Annotated in this window: 15 protein-coding genes; 5 read left to right on the top strand and 10 right to left on the bottom strand. The window is 69.7% G+C overall.

From position 1 onward, the window contains the following. Nucleotides 1-22: 22 nt before the first annotated feature. The 7 genes from QZ607_RS08150 to QZ607_RS08120 form a co-directional block, all read right to left on the bottom strand. Entirely contained in the window at nucleotides 23-3,124 is a 3,102-nt protein-coding gene (locus QZ607_RS08150) for a CusA/CzcA family heavy metal efflux RND transporter (protein ID WP_295881712.1), read from the bottom strand. After that, nucleotides 3,124-4,275 (bottom strand): efflux RND transporter periplasmic adaptor subunit, encoded by a 1,152-nt coding sequence (locus tag QZ607_RS08145; RefSeq protein ID WP_295881709.1) that lies wholly within the window; start codon nucleotides 4,273-4,275, stop codon nucleotides 3,124-3,126. The genes QZ607_RS08150 and QZ607_RS08145 overlap by 1 nt, the downstream gene beginning before the upstream one ends. Then, on the bottom strand, nucleotides 4,272-5,618 hold the full coding sequence (locus QZ607_RS08140) for a TolC family protein (RefSeq protein ID WP_295881708.1): 1,347 nt from the start codon (nucleotides 5,616-5,618) through the stop codon (nucleotides 4,272-4,274). Before QZ607_RS08140 ends, QZ607_RS08145 begins: the two co-directional genes overlap by 4 nt. A gap of 210 nt (nucleotides 5,619-5,828) precedes the next feature. Continuing rightward, the gene (locus QZ607_RS08135; protein ID WP_295881706.1) at nucleotides 5,829-6,107 is read right to left on the bottom strand and encodes a PepSY domain-containing protein; all 279 of its coding nucleotides are present in this window, start codon (nucleotides 6,105-6,107) and stop codon (nucleotides 5,829-5,831) included. A 335-nt stretch (nucleotides 6,108-6,442) separates the two neighbouring features. Beyond that, nucleotides 6,443-7,942, bottom strand: a complete 1,500-nt coding sequence (locus QZ607_RS08130; RefSeq protein ID WP_295881704.1) for a sensor histidine kinase — start codon at nucleotides 7,940-7,942, stop codon at nucleotides 6,443-6,445. Beyond that, the gene (locus QZ607_RS08125) at nucleotides 7,920-8,585 is read right to left on the bottom strand and encodes a response regulator transcription factor (protein ID WP_295881702.1); all 666 of its coding nucleotides are present in this window, start codon (nucleotides 8,583-8,585) and stop codon (nucleotides 7,920-7,922) included. Before QZ607_RS08125 ends, QZ607_RS08130 begins: the two co-directional genes overlap by 23 nt. 116 nt (nucleotides 8,586-8,701) lie before the next feature. After that, nucleotides 8,702-9,016: a PepSY domain-containing protein gene (locus QZ607_RS08120; RefSeq protein ID WP_295881700.1), complete on the bottom strand. Its 315-nt coding sequence runs from the start codon at nucleotides 9,014-9,016 to the stop codon at nucleotides 8,702-8,704. 259 nt (nucleotides 9,017-9,275) lie between these two features. Between QZ607_RS08120 and QZ607_RS08115 the strand changes: the two genes are divergently transcribed. Next, nucleotides 9,276-9,848, top strand: coding sequence for a Uma2 family endonuclease (locus QZ607_RS08115; RefSeq protein WP_295881698.1), 573 nt, complete (start codon nucleotides 9,276-9,278; stop codon nucleotides 9,846-9,848). 217 nt (nucleotides 9,849-10,065) lie between these two features. Here the strand turns inward: QZ607_RS08115 and QZ607_RS08110 are convergent, their stop codons facing one another. Beyond that, nucleotides 10,066-10,497, bottom strand: a complete 432-nt coding sequence (locus QZ607_RS08110; protein ID WP_295881696.1) for a BLUF domain-containing protein — start codon at nucleotides 10,495-10,497, stop codon at nucleotides 10,066-10,068. Between the two features lie 557 nt (nucleotides 10,498-11,054). Further along, nucleotides 11,055-12,242 (bottom strand): acetyl-CoA C-acyltransferase family protein, encoded by a 1,188-nt coding sequence (locus QZ607_RS08105; protein WP_295881692.1) that lies wholly within the window; start codon nucleotides 12,240-12,242, stop codon nucleotides 11,055-11,057. 565 nt (nucleotides 12,243-12,807) lie between these two features. On the opposite strand from QZ607_RS08105, the gene QZ607_RS08100 reads away from it, so the two are divergent. The 4 genes from QZ607_RS08100 (at nucleotide 12,808) to QZ607_RS08085 (ending at nucleotide 15,904) form a co-directional block, all read left to right on the top strand. After that, entirely contained in the window at nucleotides 12,808-13,053 is a 246-nt protein-coding gene (locus QZ607_RS08100; protein ID WP_295881878.1) for a DUF3883 domain-containing protein, read from the top strand. Between the two features lie 333 nt (nucleotides 13,054-13,386). Next, entirely contained in the window at nucleotides 13,387-14,757 is a 1,371-nt protein-coding gene (locus QZ607_RS08095) for an ATP/GTP-binding protein (protein WP_295881690.1), read from the top strand. Nucleotides 14,758-14,763: 6 nt separating this feature from the next. Continuing rightward, entirely contained in the window at nucleotides 14,764-15,453 is a 690-nt protein-coding gene (locus tag QZ607_RS08090; RefSeq protein ID WP_295881688.1) for an RloB family protein, read from the top strand. A 64-nt stretch (nucleotides 15,454-15,517) separates the two neighbouring features. After that, nucleotides 15,518-15,904: a DUF1156 domain-containing protein gene (locus QZ607_RS08085; RefSeq protein WP_295881686.1), complete on the top strand. Its 387-nt coding sequence runs from the start codon at nucleotides 15,518-15,520 to the stop codon at nucleotides 15,902-15,904. Between the two features lie 342 nt (nucleotides 15,905-16,246). On the opposite strand, the gene QZ607_RS08080 is transcribed toward QZ607_RS08085, so the two are convergent. Further along, nucleotides 16,247-17,596 (bottom strand): Glu/Leu/Phe/Val dehydrogenase, encoded by a 1,350-nt coding sequence (locus QZ607_RS08080; RefSeq protein WP_295881685.1) that lies wholly within the window; start codon nucleotides 17,594-17,596, stop codon nucleotides 16,247-16,249. Between the last annotated feature and the right edge of the window lie 44 nt (nucleotides 17,597-17,640).

Genomic DNA, 17,640 nt, shown 5'->3' with positions numbered 1-17,640 from the left:
GGGTCGGTATTCCGCGTCGGCCTCAGCCGAAGCGGCGGTACAGAATCGGCAGCAGGATCAGCGTCAGCGCCGTGGATGACACCAGCCCGCCGATGACGACGATGGCGAGCGGGCGCTGGATCTCCGAGCCCGGGCCGGTGGCGAACAGCAGCGGCACCAGGCCGAAGGCGGCGATGCTCGCGGTCATCAGCACCGGCCGCAGGCGACGCTTCGCGCCCTCCACAACGACCTCGCCGATGGGCCGGCCGAGGGCCTGGAGCTGCTTGAACCAGGTCACCATGACCACCCCGTTCAGCACCGCGATGCCGAGCAGGGCGATGAAACCGACGGACGCCGGCACCGACAGGTACTCGCCGGTGATGTAGAGCCCCACCACGCCGCCGATGAGCGCAAAGGGGATGTTAGAGAGCACCAGCAGCGCCTGCCGCACCGAGCCGAAGGTGGAGAAGAGCACCAGAAAGATCAGCCCCAGCGCCACCGGCACCACGAGCGCCAGGCGCGCGGCGGCGCGCTGCTGGTTCTCGAACTCACCGCCCCAGGCCAGCCAGTAGCCGGCGGGCAGGTCCACCTGCTCGGCCACGGCGGCCTTCGCCTCCTCCACGAAGCCCACCAGGTCGCGCCCGTCCACGTTGGCGATGGCCACCGCGAGCCGGTTGCCGAGCTCCCGTGACAGGGCCACCGGGCCCTCGACCCGCTCCATGGTCACCAGGTTGCTGAGCGGCACCGAGCGTCCGTCCGGTGTCGCCACCTGCAGGCCCTTGAAGCGCGCCGGCGAGGTGCGCAGGGCCTCGTCCCCGCGCAGCACCAGGGGCCGGCGCTTGCCCTCGCGGTAGACGGTGCCGACGTCGAGTCCCTCCACCTGCGCTCGCAGCAGCGCCGCAAGCGCATCGGCGTCGATGCCGAGGCGCCCCGCCGCCATGCGGTCCACCACCAGGTTCAGGTACTGGGCGCCCTCGTTGCGCGGGGTATAGACGTCCTGGGCGCCGTCGATGCCCGCGAGCACCCCGACGATCTCCTCGGTGACGCGGTTCAGCTCGGCCTGATCGCCGCCGAAGACCTTGACGGCCAAGTCGCCGCGCACGCCGGTGAGCATTTCCGAGACGCGCATCTCGATGGGCTGGGTGAAGGCGTAGTCGAGCCCCGGGAAGCGCTCCAGCACGGCGCGGATGGCGTCGATCAACTCATCTTTGGTCTCGAACCGCCACTCCTCCCGCGGCGCCAGCACCAGGAAGCTGTCGGTCTGGTTCAGGCCCATGGGGTCGAGCCCCAGCTCGTCGGACCCGGTGCGGGCGATGATGGCGCGCATCTCCGGCACCGCGTCCATGATGGCCCGCTGCACCCGCTGGTCGATGGCGATGGACTCGTCCAGGTTGATGGACGGCAGCTTCTCCAGCTGCACCACCAGATCGCCCTCGTCCATGGTGGGCATGAAGGCCTTGCCGATGCGGGTGTAGAGGGCACCGGTGCCCACGAGCAGCGCCAGGGCGACGATGATCACCAGCCACTGGTTGCGCAGGGACCAGTTCAGCACCGGCGTGTAGAACCGCAGCAGCTGGCGCACCACCCAGGGGTCGCCATGGCCGCCCTTGCCGAGCAGGAAGGACGCGAGTGTCGGGATGACCGTCAGCGACAGCAGCAGTGAGCTGGCGAGCGCAAAGACGATGGTCAGCGCCACCGGCACGAACAGCTTGCCCTCCAGCCCCTGCAGCGTCATGAGCGGCAGGAAGACGATGATGATGATCAGGATACCGGAAGCCACGGGCACCGAGACCTCCCGCGTCGCGCGGAAGATCAGGTGCAGTCGCGGCAGGCGGCGGCGCCCCTGATGGCCTTCTTGGAGCCCCCCGCCGTCTGCCTCGTCGCCGCCGCCGTGGCGCGAGAGCTGGCTCACGATGTTCTCCACCACCACCACGGCCGCGTCCACCAGCATGCCGATGGCGATGGCCAGACCGCCGAGCGACATCAGGTTCGCCGACAACCCGAACTGGCGCATGAGAATGAAGGTGCCGAGCGCCGCCAGCGGCAGGATCAGCGCGACCGTCAGCGCCGCGCGCAGGTCGCCGAGAAATAGCACCAGCAGCACCAGCACCAGCAGCGTGGCCTCAACCAGGGCCTTGCTCACCGTGTGCACCGCCTTGTCCACCAGGTCCCCGCGATCATAGAAGACCTGGATCTCCACGCCCTCCGGCAGCCCGGCCTTGAGCTCCGCGAGCTTGGCCTTGACGGCGTCGACGACCGCGCGGGCATTGGCCCCGCGCAGGCCAAGCACCAGGCCCTCCACGGTCTCGCCGGCGCCGTCGCGGGTGACGGCGCCGTAGCGGGTGAGCGCGGCGCGGCGCACGGCGGCGATGTCGGCCACACGCACGGGCTGCCCCGCGCTGCCGCCGACGACGATGCCGGCGAGGTCGTCCAGCGTGACGATGGCGCCCTCGCTTCGCACCAGCAGCGCTTCCTCGCCCTCGTCCAGCCGCCCGGCGCCGTCGTTGCGGTTGTTGCGCTCGACGGCATCGCGCAGGTCCGCCAGGGACACGCCGAAGGCGGCCATGCGGGCATGATCCGGCACCACCTCGAAGGTGGTCACGAAGCCGCCCAGGGCGTTCACGTCCGCCACGCCGGGCACCGAGCGCAGCGCCGGCCGGATAGTCCAGTCCAGCAGGTCGCGCTTCTCCGCCAGGGTCAGGTCGCCGCCCTCGATGCTGAACATCAGCATCTCGCCGAGGGGCGTGGTCATGGGCGCGATGCCGCCGGTCACACCGTCCGGCAGGTCCGGCCAGACGGCGGCGAGGCGCTCGGAGACCTGCTGACGGGCCCAGTAGATGTCTGTGCCCTCCGCGAAGTCCACGGTGATGTCCGTGAGCGCGTATTTGGCGATGGAGCGCAGCATGGTCTGCCGCGGGATGCCGAGCATTTCCACCTCGATGAGGGCCGTGATACGCGACTCCACCTCCTCCGGCGTCATGCCCGGCGCCTTGACGATCACCTTCACCTGCGTGGTGGAGACGTCCGGAAAGGCGTCGATGGGCGTCTCTTGGAAGGCCCGCCAGCCGGCGCCCGCAAGCAGCAGCACCGCCAGCAGCATCAGCAGGCGCTGGGTGAGCGCGAATTGGATCAGCCGGGCCAGCATCAGCTGCCTTCCCCCGCGAGCCAGGCCGCCTTCAGGGCCACCACGCCGCTCACCGCCACCTGATCAGAAGCCGACAAATCACCCCGCACCACCAGCGTCCGGTCTTCTTCGGCCAGCACCGTCACCGGCACCGCCCGGAAGCCGCCCTGGGCCGCGGCGAACACATAGGCGTCGCCCGCGTCCCGCACCACGGCGGCCCGGGGCAGGCGCCAGCGCCCGGGGCCGTCGGTCTCGCCCATGGCACCGGTGAGAAGCTGGACCTCCGTGAACTGGCCCGGGCGCAGGTCCTCGGTGCCTGCCGTGACCTCGGCGCGCACCAGCACGCCCTGATCCTCGCCGTGCACCATGCGGCCCACGGTGATGATGCGCCCGTCCACACCCAGGGCCGGCAGCCGCACGCCGCCGCCCACCGCGACGCCCGCGAGTGCATCCACCGGCACATGCACCTCCACCCACAGCGGCGACAGCTCGCCGACGCGGTAGAGCGGCGCCGACGCGGCCACGGACTCGCCCGTGTCCGCCATCTGCTCCAGCACCACGCCGCCGATGGGGGTGCGCACCGGCAGGGTGCTGGACAGGCGCCGGCTCTCGGCGAGCGCCGCGATGGCCGCCGGCTCGAGCCCGGCCAGCGTGAGGCGCTGGCGGTGTTGGTCCACCAGGGTGGCCAGCTCCCGGCGTCTGGCCTGCGCCTCGATGACCCGGCGCTCGGCGGTGATGCCCTCGCGGTGCAGCATCTGCTCCCGCGCCAGCTCGCTGTCGGCGAGGCCGAGCCGGGTCAGCGCCTCCAGGTAGTCGCCCTGCACCGCCACCAGCTCGGGGCTTGCGAGCCGCGCCAGCACCTGCCCGGCCTCGACGCGCTCGCCCTCGGCCACCAGCAGGACCTCGATGACACCGGCCTGGGGCGCCGCCACCACCCGCAGCTGGCGGTTGGGTACCGCCACCTTGCCGGGGTAGCGGCGGCTCAGCGCGGTGCCGGCAGGCTCGGGCGCCGCCAGCTCGATGCCGAAGGCGGCCTGCTCGTCGGCGCTCAGGGGGACCAGGTCCGCGGCCGGCCCCGGCAGCGCCACCAGCGCGGACAGCCACGCCAGCGCCGCGAGCAGCGGCCGGCGGGCGTCAGGGATAGGACGGCCTTGTCTTGCTGGGACCATCATTGGGGAAGCACTCCAAGGGCTTGATTGAGTCGGGAGATCGCCCGTCCCTGAGCGAGCTGGCGCAGGGCCAGGTCCAGGCGGGCCTCGCGGGCACGCTCCTGGGCGCGCAGCAGGGCGGTGAGATCGCCCTCGCCCAGGTCGAAGGCGCGCCGGGCGAGCGCCAGGGCCCCCTCGGTGACCTCCACCCGCGCACGGGCGGCGGCGAGCTGCAGCTGCGCGCCGCTGACGGCGGCCCGGGCGGCGGCAATGCCACGCAGCAGCTCCCGGCGGGCCTGCTGAAGCTCGGCGAGCTGATCGGTGACACCCTGCTCCGCCTCGGCCATGGCCGGCGCGGAGGCGCTGCGCACGCCAAAGGGCATACTCACCTCCAGCTGCAGGGCGTCGTCTTCCGGCGCGGAGCGCGCGGCGCGGGCGTGCTTGACGCCCAGGCTCAGCAGCGGAGTACCGCTGCGGTCCGCGCGCACCCGGCCCCGCTCGGCGCGGGCGCGGGCGAGGCCTTGGCGCAGGCTCGCCAGCAGCGGATGGGTGCCCGCAATGGCCGCGGGCAGCTGTGCTGCGCCAGCGGCGTTGTGCGCGTCCGACGGGTCATCGGCGGCGCCGGCGCCGGACAGGGCCGCCGGCGACTCCGCGAGGGGTACCGGCAGCTCCGCCAAGCCGGTGAGGGCCTGATAAGCGGCCATGGCCTCGGTCTGCTCGGCGCGGGCGGCGGCGAGCTCGCTCTGGCGTGCAAGGGTGTCCTGACGGGCCAGCAGCAAGTCGAGCCGTGCCAGCTCGCCGGCGGCCTCGCGCTTGGCCACCGTGGCCTCCAGGGCCTCGGCGGCGGCGAGCGCGGCTTCGGCCTGGCGCAGCCGCCCCTCGGCGAGCGCCGCTTCCCACACCAGCTCCCGCACCACGCCCGCCATTTCCCAGCGCAGGCGCGTGCACAGCGCGTCCGCCGCCGCCCCGGTTGCATCCGCCAGGGCGAAGCGTGCGCTGCGCTGGCCCGGCAGCAGCAGCGGCAGGTCCACCATGGCCTCCACCTCGTAGGCGCCGTCGTCGCCGGTGAACTGATCTGACAGCAGCTTGACCCGCAGCGCCGGGTTGTCGGCAAGCAGACCCCGGGCCTTGGCGCGCACGGCGTCGCCGACGGCCTGCTGGGCGTCCGCGCGCTGGCCCTGCTCAGCGAGCGTCAGCGCGGCATCCACCGCCTCGCCCAGGGTCGCCGCCGTGGCGGCGTGCGAAACGGGCAGGATCAGCAGAGAGAGCAGGCACAGCGTCGACAGCCTCAGGCCGCGTCGCGACCCGGCGATGCCTGCGGACGGCGGCGCGTGAGATCCGCCGCCGCTCGGATGTGGCTGGTGCATGTGCATAGCTGGTCTGTTCCGAGCCGCGAAGCCGGGAGGGACGCGTTGCGCAGTGCGGAATACCGCGACGCTGTGCCGAGATCTGCCCTGGCGCCCTGGTACGCCGACTTCAGTCGGCACACCCGGGGCAGGCGGACTTCAGTCCGCCGGCGGCGAGCGATGGCCTGGCCTCAGTTCTGCAGCCTTGCACTGTCCGCAATGACCCGAGCGTCAGTCCCGGTCCTCGTACAGCAGGCTGCCGTCGTCGATGGCGTAGTAGAGCTCCCACTCCTGGCCCTGGTCGTCGCGGATCTCTACCTCCCAGGCGTCGCGGCCGTGCTTGCGGTCGCGGTCGGTGCCGATGACCTCGCCCGGGCGCTGTGCCAGGGCCTTGTCCACGGCCTGCTGCATGGTGAGCGGAGCGGCGGCGCCGTCGCCGGCGGCGAACAGCGTGCCGGCGCCCACGGCGAGGGCGAGGGCGGCGGCGGTGAGACGGATTGCGGTGTGCATGTCAGTGCTCCTGTGCGGTTGGATCAAGGTGCGTCGGCGGCACGTGGCTGATCGCCCTGGGGCTGCCGCCCGCCGCCGACTTGGTGCACAGACTGCACGACCAATCTGAAACCGAGCTGAACACGGGCGGCGCCCAGTTCGGGATCGGGATCGGGATCGGGATCGGGATCGGGATCGGGATCGGGATCGGGACCATGAACCGCGTGGATCGGGCCGGCGAGAGCCTGACCCGACGCTCGCAGCGTCTGAGCCAACCGGCGTTGTCGGGTTACGCCTTGGCGTGCTGCCCCGACCTCCAACGCAACCGACACAAGCTGACTGCGGGCGCAACCGGCTCAGGCGGACGCCGGCAACGGCAGGTCCACGCGCGCGAGGAAGCCGCCCAGGTCCGCTGAGCGGCCGAGCTGAAGGGTGCCGCCGTAGGACTCGGCGATCTCCCGGGCGATGGCGAGACCCAGGCCGTGGCCGTCCACCTGCTCGTCCAGGCGCTCGCCGCGGCGGGCGATGCGTGCGAGCTCGGCGGCGTCGCAGCCGGGGCCGTCGTCCTCCACCAGCAGCCGCAGGCCGGCACCGCCGTCGGCCGGCGCCAGGGTGCAGCGGACGCGGCTCACAGCCCATTTGCAGGCGTTGTCCAGCAGGGTGCCGAGGATTTCCAGCAGATCCTCGCGGTCAAGGGCAATGGCACCGGGCAACCGGTTGCGGCAGTCGAGGTCCAGGGCCTTGTCGCGGTACATGGCGAGCAGGAGCCGCTTCAGGTCCGGCAGCTCCAGGCCCGGGTCGAACACGGAGCCCGCCCGGGCGCGCCCGGCGATGCGCGCGCGCTTGAGCTCGCGCTCCACCAGGGCCGTGATGCGCTCCACCTCCGCCGCGCAGACCCGCCGCGTGCCGTCGCCGGCGGGCGCGGCGGAGTCGTGGCCCGGTGCGCCGGCTTCAGGCTCCGTGGGCGCCCGCAGCTGCTGGCGCATGAGGCTGAGCGGCCCCTTCAGCGCATGCGCCAGGTTGCCGGCGGCGTTGCGCGAGCGGGTGAGCCGCTGCTCGTAGACCGCGAGCAGGCCGTTCAGCTTGCGCACCAGGGGCAGGATCTCCGCCGGCACATGCTCCGTGAGGCGGCTGGTGGCGCCGCGCTCCAGGGCGTCGATGTCGCGGTACACGGGCGCCAGCCGGCGGAAGGAGCGGCGCAGGATGACGCGCTGCAACAGCAGCATGGCCAGGAGCCCGGCAACCGCCAGCACGCCGAAGAGCTGCTCGTAGCGCCTGAGCGTGCCGAGCACCGGCGACAGATCCTCGGCCACGGCAATGGTGACGGGTCCCTCCCCCATCCGGTAGCCCGCCGCGCGCACCAGCAGCGGCTGCTCCGCCGGCCCGTCGGTATACCAGTTGCGCACCGCGCCGACGGGCACCGGGTCCAGCGCAAGGTCCTGGTCCCACAGCGAGCGCGAGCGCACGGCGCCCGCCGCCGTCAGCACCTTGAAGTAGTGGCCGGAGAAGGGCTGGCGGTAGACGGGCAGCAGGTGGTGGGCGGCACGCTCCAGGTCGCCGATGTGCTCCAGGCGCCCGAGCAGGGCCTGGGTGTCGTGCTCCAGCCGGGAGAGCACATAGGCATCCGTGGTGCGGTGCAGGGCAACATGGCCGAGCCACCAGGCGGCGCCGATGAGGAGCGCCAGGCTGAGCCCGAGCCCCAGGCCGAGGCGGTTCTCCAGCGAATCCCGGGGGGTGAAGGCAAGCCGGCGGCGCAGCGCCGCGAGGCCCTTGCCCGCGGCCGGGGCGCAGCCGGCGGCGTCCCCGGCCGGCGCAGGCGCCGACGCGGGGCGGTCAGGGGTTGGATGGGAAGACATAGCCCTGGCCGCGCTGGGTGCGCAGGTGCTGCTGGCCGAGCTTGGCCCGCAGCCGGCGCACATAGACCTCGATGGTGTTGGCCCCGGGCTCGGCGTGCTGGTCGTAGACGTGCTCCGCGAGCCAGGCCTTGGAGAGCACCTTGTCCGGGTTGCGCATGAAGGCGCGCAGCAGCCGGAACTCAGTGCCCGTGAGGCCGCACTCGCTGCCGTCTGCCAGCAGCACGCATTGGCGGTCCTCGTCCAGCGTCAGCCCGGCGCTGCGCAGCTGCGGGGTCGCCTGGCCGCCGCTGCGGCGGGTCAAGGCCTGCAATCGGGCGAGCAGCTCCTGCACGTGAAAGGGCTTGCCCAGGTAATCATCGGCGCCGGCGCGCAGGCCGTCCACGCGCTCGTGCCAGGCATCCCGGGCGGTGAGGATGAGCACCGGCGTCTGCACATCCGCCGCGCGCCACTCGGCCAGCACTTCGAGCCCGGGCTTACCCGGCAGCCCCAGGTCGAGCACAATCACGTCGTAGGGCTGCTCTGTGCCCAGAAAGGCGCCGTCCACCCCGTCCTTGGCCCAGTCCACGGCATAGCCGGCGTCGGCCAGGTCGCGGCGCAGGCCGCGGGCCAGCTCCGGGTCATCCTCGATCAGCAGCAGACGCATGGCAGACAGGTGTGACGGGCAGGTGCGGCGGGGTCTTCGGGCGCGCTGGGCTGCGACAGCATAGCGGCGGGGTCGGACATGGCGGGGTCGGGCATGGCGGAATGGGCCGCGACGGCTCAGTCGTCATCCGGCTCGACTTCGATCAGCTCACCGGTGGTGGCGTCCAGCTCCACCTCCCAGAGGCGGCCCTGGGAGTCCAGCACCTCCATTTCGTAGACGTGGGCGTCGTGCTCGCGCTCGTAGTGCAGCTCCAGCTCGATGAGGGTGCCGGGCTTGACGGCGCGCACCAGGGGCAAAATCTCTTCCAGCGGCAGGATGACCCCCTGCTGCACCAGCCGGCGGGCGCGGTCGGCGTCCGAGTCCGCCTGCGCCGACGGCAGGCAGCAGCCCGCAACCAGCAAGGCCATGCCGGCGCGAAGGCGATTGCGCATGGGGCAGGGTCTCGGCTCACGGCGGCTGCGGCGATGCGGCATCTCGGTCCTGGGCAGGGGCTCGCGGGGGGGCACTGGGCATAAGATAGCGCGTCCGGCAGATGGCGGCGGCGCTGACCGACTTCGGCACGCCGCGGCGAGTCGCCATGATCCTGGCGCATGCGCTACGCTGCTGAAGGCGGATGCTCGTACCACAGATCCTGCCGACAGGCCCCCAAGCCAGCCGCACGCCCATCGCCACGTACGGAGACAGCAGACCATGACCGACGCCTTTCGAGAGCCCGTCAGCCCGCACGCCCATCGCTGGACCCGGGCCGAGTACGAGCGCATCGTCGAGGTCGGCGGCTTCGGCGCAGAGGCACGCCTGGAGCTGCTGGATGGAGACATCGTCGATATGAGCCCCCAGAAAAGCGCTCATGCCAGTACAGCGGACCTGACAGAGGCTGTGCTGCGGGCCTGTACCTTCCCAAACGCCTATATCCGCACACACAAGCCGCTGGCCATCGACGACATGTCCGAGCCCGAGCCGGACATCGCTGTCGTCCCGGGCGCGCCGCGGGACTACGTGCACGCCCATCCCAGCACCGCGCTGCTGGTCATCGAGGTGGCCGACAGCAGCCCCGGCTACGACCGCGAGCGCAAGGCCCGCGTCTACGCCCGCAACGGCATCGCCGACTATTGGATTCTGAACCTGCGGGATCAGGTGCTGGAGATTCACCGGGCGCCACAGGGGGATGCCTATCGGCGCAGAGACACCCTCGGTCCGGGGCAGCAGACCAGCCCGCTGGCGGCGCCGGATTGCGTCGTGCGGGTGGACGAGCTGCTGCCCTGAGCCCGCGACGACACAAGGCCGGGCGATTATCTGCTGTCGGCGGACTGAAGTCCGCGTGCCCCGGGATGCCGACTGGAGCCGGCGTACCCGCCAGCGCCTCTTGGCGGCCGCGTCGGTGCGCCAGCACCGCATCTCAAGCAGAGCTGCCGGGGCGTAGGATGGGTAGAGCGCAGCGAAACCCGTCATCCGCAATCGCAGTCTCGTTTGGAGTCAGGGACTAGAGCCCCCGCGCCGGGTCCAGCCCCCGCTCCGCCACACTGCGCAGCACCGCCTTCGCGCGGCTCATGGACTCCAGCATCGGGCGCAGCCCCCGTTCCGACCCGTCGGGGCTCGGGAACTCCAGCCACTCGCTCTCGGGCATGGCCTGGAAGCCCATGGTCCAGTCCGGACAGGTGCGTGCTTGGACATGCTCCTCGTAGACCAGGGTCACGTCGCGGTGGCGCTCATCCTTGCTGATCAGCGCGTACAGCTCGCGCACTGCGGCCTCCTCGCCCTCCAGCAGCTGGATGAACCGATCGCCGCTGTAGAGCAGCAGGCCGGTAATGCCGAGCGCTTCGTTCTTGCGGCGGGAGACACTGAGCAGGTCCACCAGGTCCTCGCGCTGCATGTCCCGGGTGGCGTTGCTGAGGTAGCAGAGTTGGAAGATCATCGAGTGCTTCTGGGTTGGTGTGCGTTGTCGCGTCGATTGAACTGCCGAGCCGACGCTGAAGCGGCGCTGCGGGCGCTCGTCGGCCCGGGTTTGCGGGACCGGATGCGACGCGGAGGCTGTCCTTCCACGTCGGGCCGCCGGCAGGCTGGACACTACACAAGGCGATGGCCGCGGACAACGGCCGCAGATGGCGGGCGGGACAACGCACCTCATCCCAGGAGCCTGACACCGGGGGCCTCTCACCGCGGATGTCAGACTGAACGGCGAGCGCCGGTGACGCCGGTCAGCGGCGCCCACCCATGCCGCGGAGACCGGCAAGACCCCGGCGCAGGACGGGTCAGCGCAGCTTAACCCGACACGGTGCTCGCGTAACCCGTTGATTGTCTGGATACGACACCGCTGAACCGACCTACGGCAGCCGTCGTTTCGGAGTGGGATACGAAGACTGGCCCAGTCTCCTCGCGGCGGCCACCGTGATCGACGCCACAGACCTGCCCGGCAAGCCGGGCAGGCCCGAGGGGCGCCGCATCAGTCCGCACCCGGCCGTGCCGCCACGGTCAGAGCCGCTCGAAGATGGCGGCGATGCCCTGGCCGCCGCCGATGCACATGGAGACCAGCCCGTAGCGGCCGCCGGAGCGCGTGAGCTCGTGCAGGGCCTTGACGGTGAGGATGGCGCCGGTGGCGCCGATGGGATGGCCCAGCGAGATGCCGCTGCCGTTGGGGTTGGTGCGGTCCATGGGCAGGTCCAGGTCCTTGATCACCCCCAGTGCCTGGGCCGCGAAGGCTTCGTTCAGCTCGATCAGGTCCATGTCGGCGATGCCCAGACCGGCGCGGTCCAGTACCTTGCGGATCGCCGGCGTCGGGCCGATGCCCATGACCTTCGGGTCCACGCCGGAGTGGGCGTAGGCCACCAGCCGCATGGCCGGTTTCAGACCCTTGGCCTCGGCGGCCTTGCGCTCCATCAGCACCACCGCGGCGGCGGCGTCGTTGATGCCCGAGGCATTGCCGGCGGTGACCGTGCCGTCCTTCTTGAACACCGTGCGCAGCTTGGCCATGCCCTCCACCGTGGCGTCGGCGCGCACGTGCTCGTCGGTGTCGAAGACGGTCACGCCTTTGCGCGTCTTCAGCTCCACGGGCAGGATCTGATCCTTGAAGCGCCCATCGGCAATGGCGGCGGCGGCCCGCTTGTGGCTTTCCACGGCCAGGGCGTCCTGCTCCGCCCGCGTGATGCCCCATTGCTCGGCGATGTTCTCGGCGGTGACGCCCATGTGGCAGGCATCGAAGGGGTCGGACAGGGCGCCGGTCATGGGGTCGATGAGCTTGCCGTCGCCCATGCGCTGACCCCAGCGGGCGCCCGGCACCCAGTAGGCGGAGCGGCTCATGTTCTCCGCACCGCCGGCAACGGCGGAGTCGCAGTCGCCCACCATGATGGCCTGGCTCGCCAGCACGATGGACTGGAGCCCGCTGCCGCACAGACGGTTGACGGTGAAGGCCGGCGTCTCGATGGGCAAACCGCCGTTCAGCACCGCATAGCGGCTGATGTACATGTCACGGACCTCGCCGTGGATGACATTGCCGATGGCGACATGGCCGATCTCCGCCGGCTCCAGCCCGGAGCGGGCCACCGACTCCCGCACCACCGACGCGGCCAGCTCGACGGTCGGCATATCCTTGAGCGAGCCGCCGTAGTCGCCGATGGCCGTGCGCACGCCGCTCAAAACCACCACTTCTCGAATGTCAGACATTGTGATCTCCTCCAAACCCGCTTTGGTTGTCGTTGGGCAGTCAGCCCCGCCGGCGTGAGAGCGCGATGCGGGGACCTGCGGTGAGCCCCCGGTGTGGCCGGCTGTCCAGCGTGCCTTGCTGGGATCGTCTGCGCAATCTGCGTGATTGGGGGATTTCTGTGGCAGGCACGCCGTGCTCGCCAGCCCGTGTAAACAGGCAGCCCGAGCGCCCGCCACGTCAGGTCCGGATCAATGACATGGTTTCTGCGTCAGCAGCGACAGCCTGCCGGGCACGGTGGGCGTTCGGGAGCGCGTGATCCAGGCATGCTGGATTCCGCACTGGCAGCCCCTCGTCGACTGTCTTCCTCAGGGACCCCGCACCGGTAGGACCTGGCCGCGTGCTGCGGTCAACGCCAGGCGAGACCAGGCGAAGATCTCGCGGCTCTTGTTGCGCACGGAGCAGGGTAAGGAATCCTGTCTTGCCTCCCTCGTTGGTGGAGGCTTCCCTGAGAGCAAGAGGCAACGGGTGAACCCAGGCAGCGCTTAAGGTCCGGCGGCCGCTTGGCCACCGTGAGCAGACGCTCGCCTGGGAACCCGGCGAGGCAGTTACCGACCCAGAGGAGGCGTAACGCAACTATCGCAGGACGTGTCCAAGGAAAACCTGGACCGGACCATCACGTTCCGCACCCCCAGCCATCAGCTTCGCTTCATCGAGGTCAAGCGGAAGGGCCGCGCCGCCGGTGCCCAGACCGTCACCATCACCCGCGACGAGATCCTCACCGGCTTCAACAAGCCGGACCACTGGATGCGGGCGCTGGTCGCGCTCGGCTAGGACGGCGCCGAGGCCGAGCCCGTCTATATCCGCCGGCCGTTCGACAGTGAGCCTGGGTGGGGTGGTCAGCAGCATCAACTACAATTGGCAAGACCTCGCCGCGGCCGGCTCGACGCCTTGCTGATGTGCGCCTGCCATGCGGTTGACCTGACTGGGGAGCGACCGTCCTGTCAGTGGAACGCATGCACCCAACGCGAAAAATTCGCGACTCCGCCCTGTTTCGTGCAGAATATCTGCAGATGTCCCCCTAAGATGAGAACAGCGGGCGATTTTCCGCCTCCCTGCGGTCTTACACAGCGACCATCCACGGCAGCGATAGGATGAGGACATCCCATGCTCATCGAATTCAGTGTCACCAATTTCCGCTCGATCAAGGACACGCAGGTCCTCTCGATGGTGGCGTCCAGCAGCAAGGAGCGCTGGGAGGCCAACACCTTTGCTCCCAACTCCCCGAGCACACCCAGGCTCCTTCACTCCGCGATGGTGTTGGGACCCAACGCGTCAGGCAAGAGCAACCTGGTCAAGGCCCTCTACTCCGTGGCCCACCTGGTGGAGCACTCCGCCAGCGGCAAGCAGCGCGGTGACCGCTTGGATCTTCAGCCGTTCCGGCTTGCGGCAAAAGCCGCGCAGGCGCCAAGTGAGTTCGAGATCGTCTTCGAGCAATCCTCGGTCCGCTACCAGTACGGGTTCTCGGCCACCGCAGAGGGCATCCGGGAAGAGTGGCTCATCGCGTTCCCGGAGGGACGCTCCCAGCGCTGGTTCGCGCGCACTGTAGACCCGGCCAGCGAGAAGACTGACTGGTACTTCGGACCCGCGTTCAAGGGGCCGAAGAAGACGTTAAGCGAAGCCACCCGTCCCAATGCCCTGTTCTTATCTACGGCGGTCCAGTTGAACAACCAGCAGCTTCAGCCGGTGTTTGACTGGTTCGTGGACCGACTGCGGGCTGTGCCCGCGGGCAGAGACTTTACAATGCACTTCGATTCCTACACCGCCACGCGTTGCAGGAAGAAAGACGACCGCGCGCGCGTGCTGGAGTTCCTCAAGGCCGCGGACCTGGGTATCGAGGGTCTGTCGGTCGAAGTCGCCAAGTGGACGGCCGAGGACCTACCCGAAGACTTCCCCGATGACCTCGCCAAGCAGCTCGTCGGCAAGGAGCGCCTGGAAGTCTACTCACAGCATCGGGATCTACAATCCGGAGAAGCGATCAATTTCGATTTCGGCGACGAATCCGACGGAACCCGCAACCTCTTCAGCTGGGCTGGCCCCTGGCTCGATGTGCTCGATCACGGGCTGGTGCTGGTCATCGACGAGCTCGACACCAGCCTACATCCCACCCTCGTCCGCTTCCTGGTGAATCTCTTTCACAGCACGGACACCAATCCGTACGGAGCGCAGCTGATCTGTACCACGCACGACGTCACCCAGTTGGAAGGCGAGCTTCGCAGGGATCAGGTTTGGTTCGTCGAGAAGCGGCAGCAACAAACACACCTGTATCCCCTGTCCGATTTTCGCCCGCGCAAGCAGGAGGCGGTCGGGCGGGGCTACCTGCGCGGTCGCTACGGTGCCCTGCCGAGTCCGCAGCCACGGCGCATTCGAGTCGTCAGGCCAGACCCGGAACACCCCCGGCACCCCGAGAAAGAGCCACCTCGCAGTCGTGTCAGCCAGGCCAGAAGGCGCAGGTCCGATGCCAGCGACACCGAGTAGCGACCAGTGGGCTCCGAGGATCTGTTCCGCAGACGCAAGGAACGCAACAAGGCGGCGCTCCGACGCAAGAAGGCCCGTCGCGACCCTTTGGAGGTCGTGCTGATCGTCTGCGAGGATGAAAAGGCCGCACCGAGCTACTTGATCGATCTCCGGGACGACCTCGGCCTCAACCCGAACAACGTGGTCATCACCGGAAACTGCGGTTCCAGCCCGGATTCCGTTGCCCAGGAAGCGATTCGTCGGTTCGAGCAGGAACCAGATTTTGATCGCGTCTACTGCGTCTTCGACCGCGACCAGCACAACGATTACCAGAAAGCGCTCAACCGTATTCGGGAGAAGAAGCTCCGTAAGCGCAACGGACATCAGGCGCTATTCAGAGCCGTCACTTCCATTCCTTGTTTCGAGTACTGGCTGCTGCTGCACTACAGCTTCCACACCGCACCGTTCCATCCAACGCAGTCCCGCTCACCATGTGCGGCGGTCATCGCCAAGCTAAAGAAAGGTCCGCTACACGACTATGAGAAAGGGTTGCGTGGCGTCTACGAACGAACCAAGCCCAAGCTGCAACAGGCCAGCGAGAACGCCGAGAAGGCTGTTAAGGCCGCGCAAGCCGTGGGCACCGACAACCCCACGACGGACTTGCATGAGCTGGTCAAGGATCTGATCGCGCTCGCGGAGAAGAAGACCGAGGGCTAGTAAGATCCCCGAGCAGAGGTCGGCAGAAATATGACCCTATGCTGATCAGTGCCCGAAGAAGCTCATGGAGGTCGCCCTGCCGCTGGACTACATTAATGCCGCGGCGGCGCGGGAGAAGTCCATCCGCCATGGGCACCCGAGCACGCTGCACCTGTGGTGGGCGCGCCGCTCGCTGGCGGCGGCGCGGGCGGTGCCCCAGTCGTGGACATGCGCCTGGGTGTCGCGGGTACCTGGTCGTTTTGGTGGCTGCTTCCGCCCGATTGGCTGCGACGCTCTAGGTACGCCGCATTTCTGTCCTTGGCCGAATCCTGCATCCAAAGCTGCGGCCGGTAAATTTCCGTTAATGGCCGAATGCTGCCCTTCGGGGCTTCGCCCGTCAATGTCCGGATTTGGCCGGTCCCCGCCAGCCGTCCCCTTGCCGCCGAGAGTCCGCTTTCTGTCGCAGAGTTGACGCTGAGCCCGGTCGGCGCAACCGTCGACCAGGGTACGCAGCCTGCCGCTCGCGGCGTCCTCGGTCAACCTCAGCTGCCGGCGATAATGGGGCAGTTCGATAGCCCCCTGTGTCGGTCGACTTGTCGGCATCCGTGAAGGAGCCGCGGTGGGTTTCACGGACAGCGGGCGTTGAGGGGCTCCGGCACGGCGAGCCTGACACAAGGTGGCGCTGTCTCTATCTGATGAAGGGTGGGAGGGCAACGACTCGGTTGCGGATTGCGCGTGCGCGCCGACTGGAAGTCGGCGCCCCCAGGGGCCGTGCGTGCGCGCCGACTGGAAGTCGGCGGCCCCAGGGGGCGCGTTAGGGCCAGATGCCGCGCTGATTGACCACCAGGGCGAGGCGCTCCAGGGCTTCCACCAGGGCGGCGGTGCGCAGGTCGGTGCACCAGGGGCCGGTGCCGTCGGGGCAGTTGGGGGGGAAGGCGCGCCAGCGGTTGACGACGCGGTCGGTGGCGCTGTTGATGCGTGAGCGCAGGCGCCCGTTGATGTCCTCCAGCGGCCAGCTGTGGTGCTCGATGTTCTGCACCCATTCGTAGTAGCTGACGGTGACGCCGCCGGCGTTGGCGAGGATGTCCGGCAGGACGTGAATGCCGCGGGCGCTGAGGATGTCGTCGGCCTCGGGCGTGATGGGGCGGTTGGCGCCCTCAACAACGAGGCGGGCCTGCACCTGGTGCGCGTTGGCGGCGTGGATCTGCCCGCCCAGGGCGGCGGGGATCAGGATGTCGCAGGGGAGTGCCAGCAGGTCGGCGTTGGTGATGCTGCGGGTCTCCGGCAGGCCGACGACGGTACCCGCCTCGGCCTTGTAGGCGGCGACGGCGGCGAGGTCCAGCTTGTCGCCGTTCTCCGCGAGCACGCCGCCGCGGGAGTCGCTGACCGCAATGATGTGGGCGCCGCGCTCGGCGAGCAGGCGCGCGGCGACCCGGCCCACCTCGCCGTAACCCTGGATGGCGACTCTAGCGCCGTCCACACCCGTAAGCTCGGGCACGACGCCCAGCGCGATGGCCCGCTCGGCGGCGAAGACGCAGCCGCGGCCGGTGGCCTCGTCCCGGCCCTCGGAGCCGCCCAGCTCCAGGGGCTTGCCGGTGACCACGGGCAGGTTGTTCTCGCCGGGATGCAGGTTGTCGTAGGTATCGTAGATCCAGGCCATGGTCTGGGCGTCGGTGTACATGTCCGGCGCCGGGATGTCCGTATAGGGGCCGATGTTGTCGCCGAGACCGGCGATGAAGCGCCGGGTGATGCGCCGCTGCTCGCCGCGGCTCAGCTGCTTGGGGTCGCAGGTGACGCCGCCCTTGGCGCCGCCGAAGGGGATGCGCACCAGAGCACACTTCCAGGTCATGAGCGCGGCCAGCGCCGCGACCTCGTCCAGGGACACCTCGGGGTGGAAGCGGATGCCGCCCTTGCCGGGGCCGAGCAGGCTGTTGTGCATGACCCGGTAGCCGACGAAGTTCTGCACCCGGCCGTCGTCCATCTCCACCGGCACATTGACGGTGATGGTGCGCCGCGGCAGGCGCAGAAAATCCACAAGGCCCGGCTCCACGTCATCGAGGTGGCGGCGGGCGCGGGCAAATTGCTCGCGGAGGATGTGGGCGGGGGCGAGCTCGTCGGTGGCGGCGATGGTCGGGTCCGGCGTGGGTGTGGCAATGTCGTTCATCGGCTGGCTGCGGTTGCTGCGCTGCAACTTCAAGCCTAGTGCAA

The sequence above is a fragment of the uncultured Thiohalocapsa sp. genome, from assembly GCF_913063425.1.
Lineage (GTDB): Bacteria > Pseudomonadota > Gammaproteobacteria > Chromatiales > Chromatiaceae > Thiohalocapsa.
Note: the sequence above shows the minus strand (reverse complement) of the source record. Positions and strands in the feature narration are given on the sequence as shown.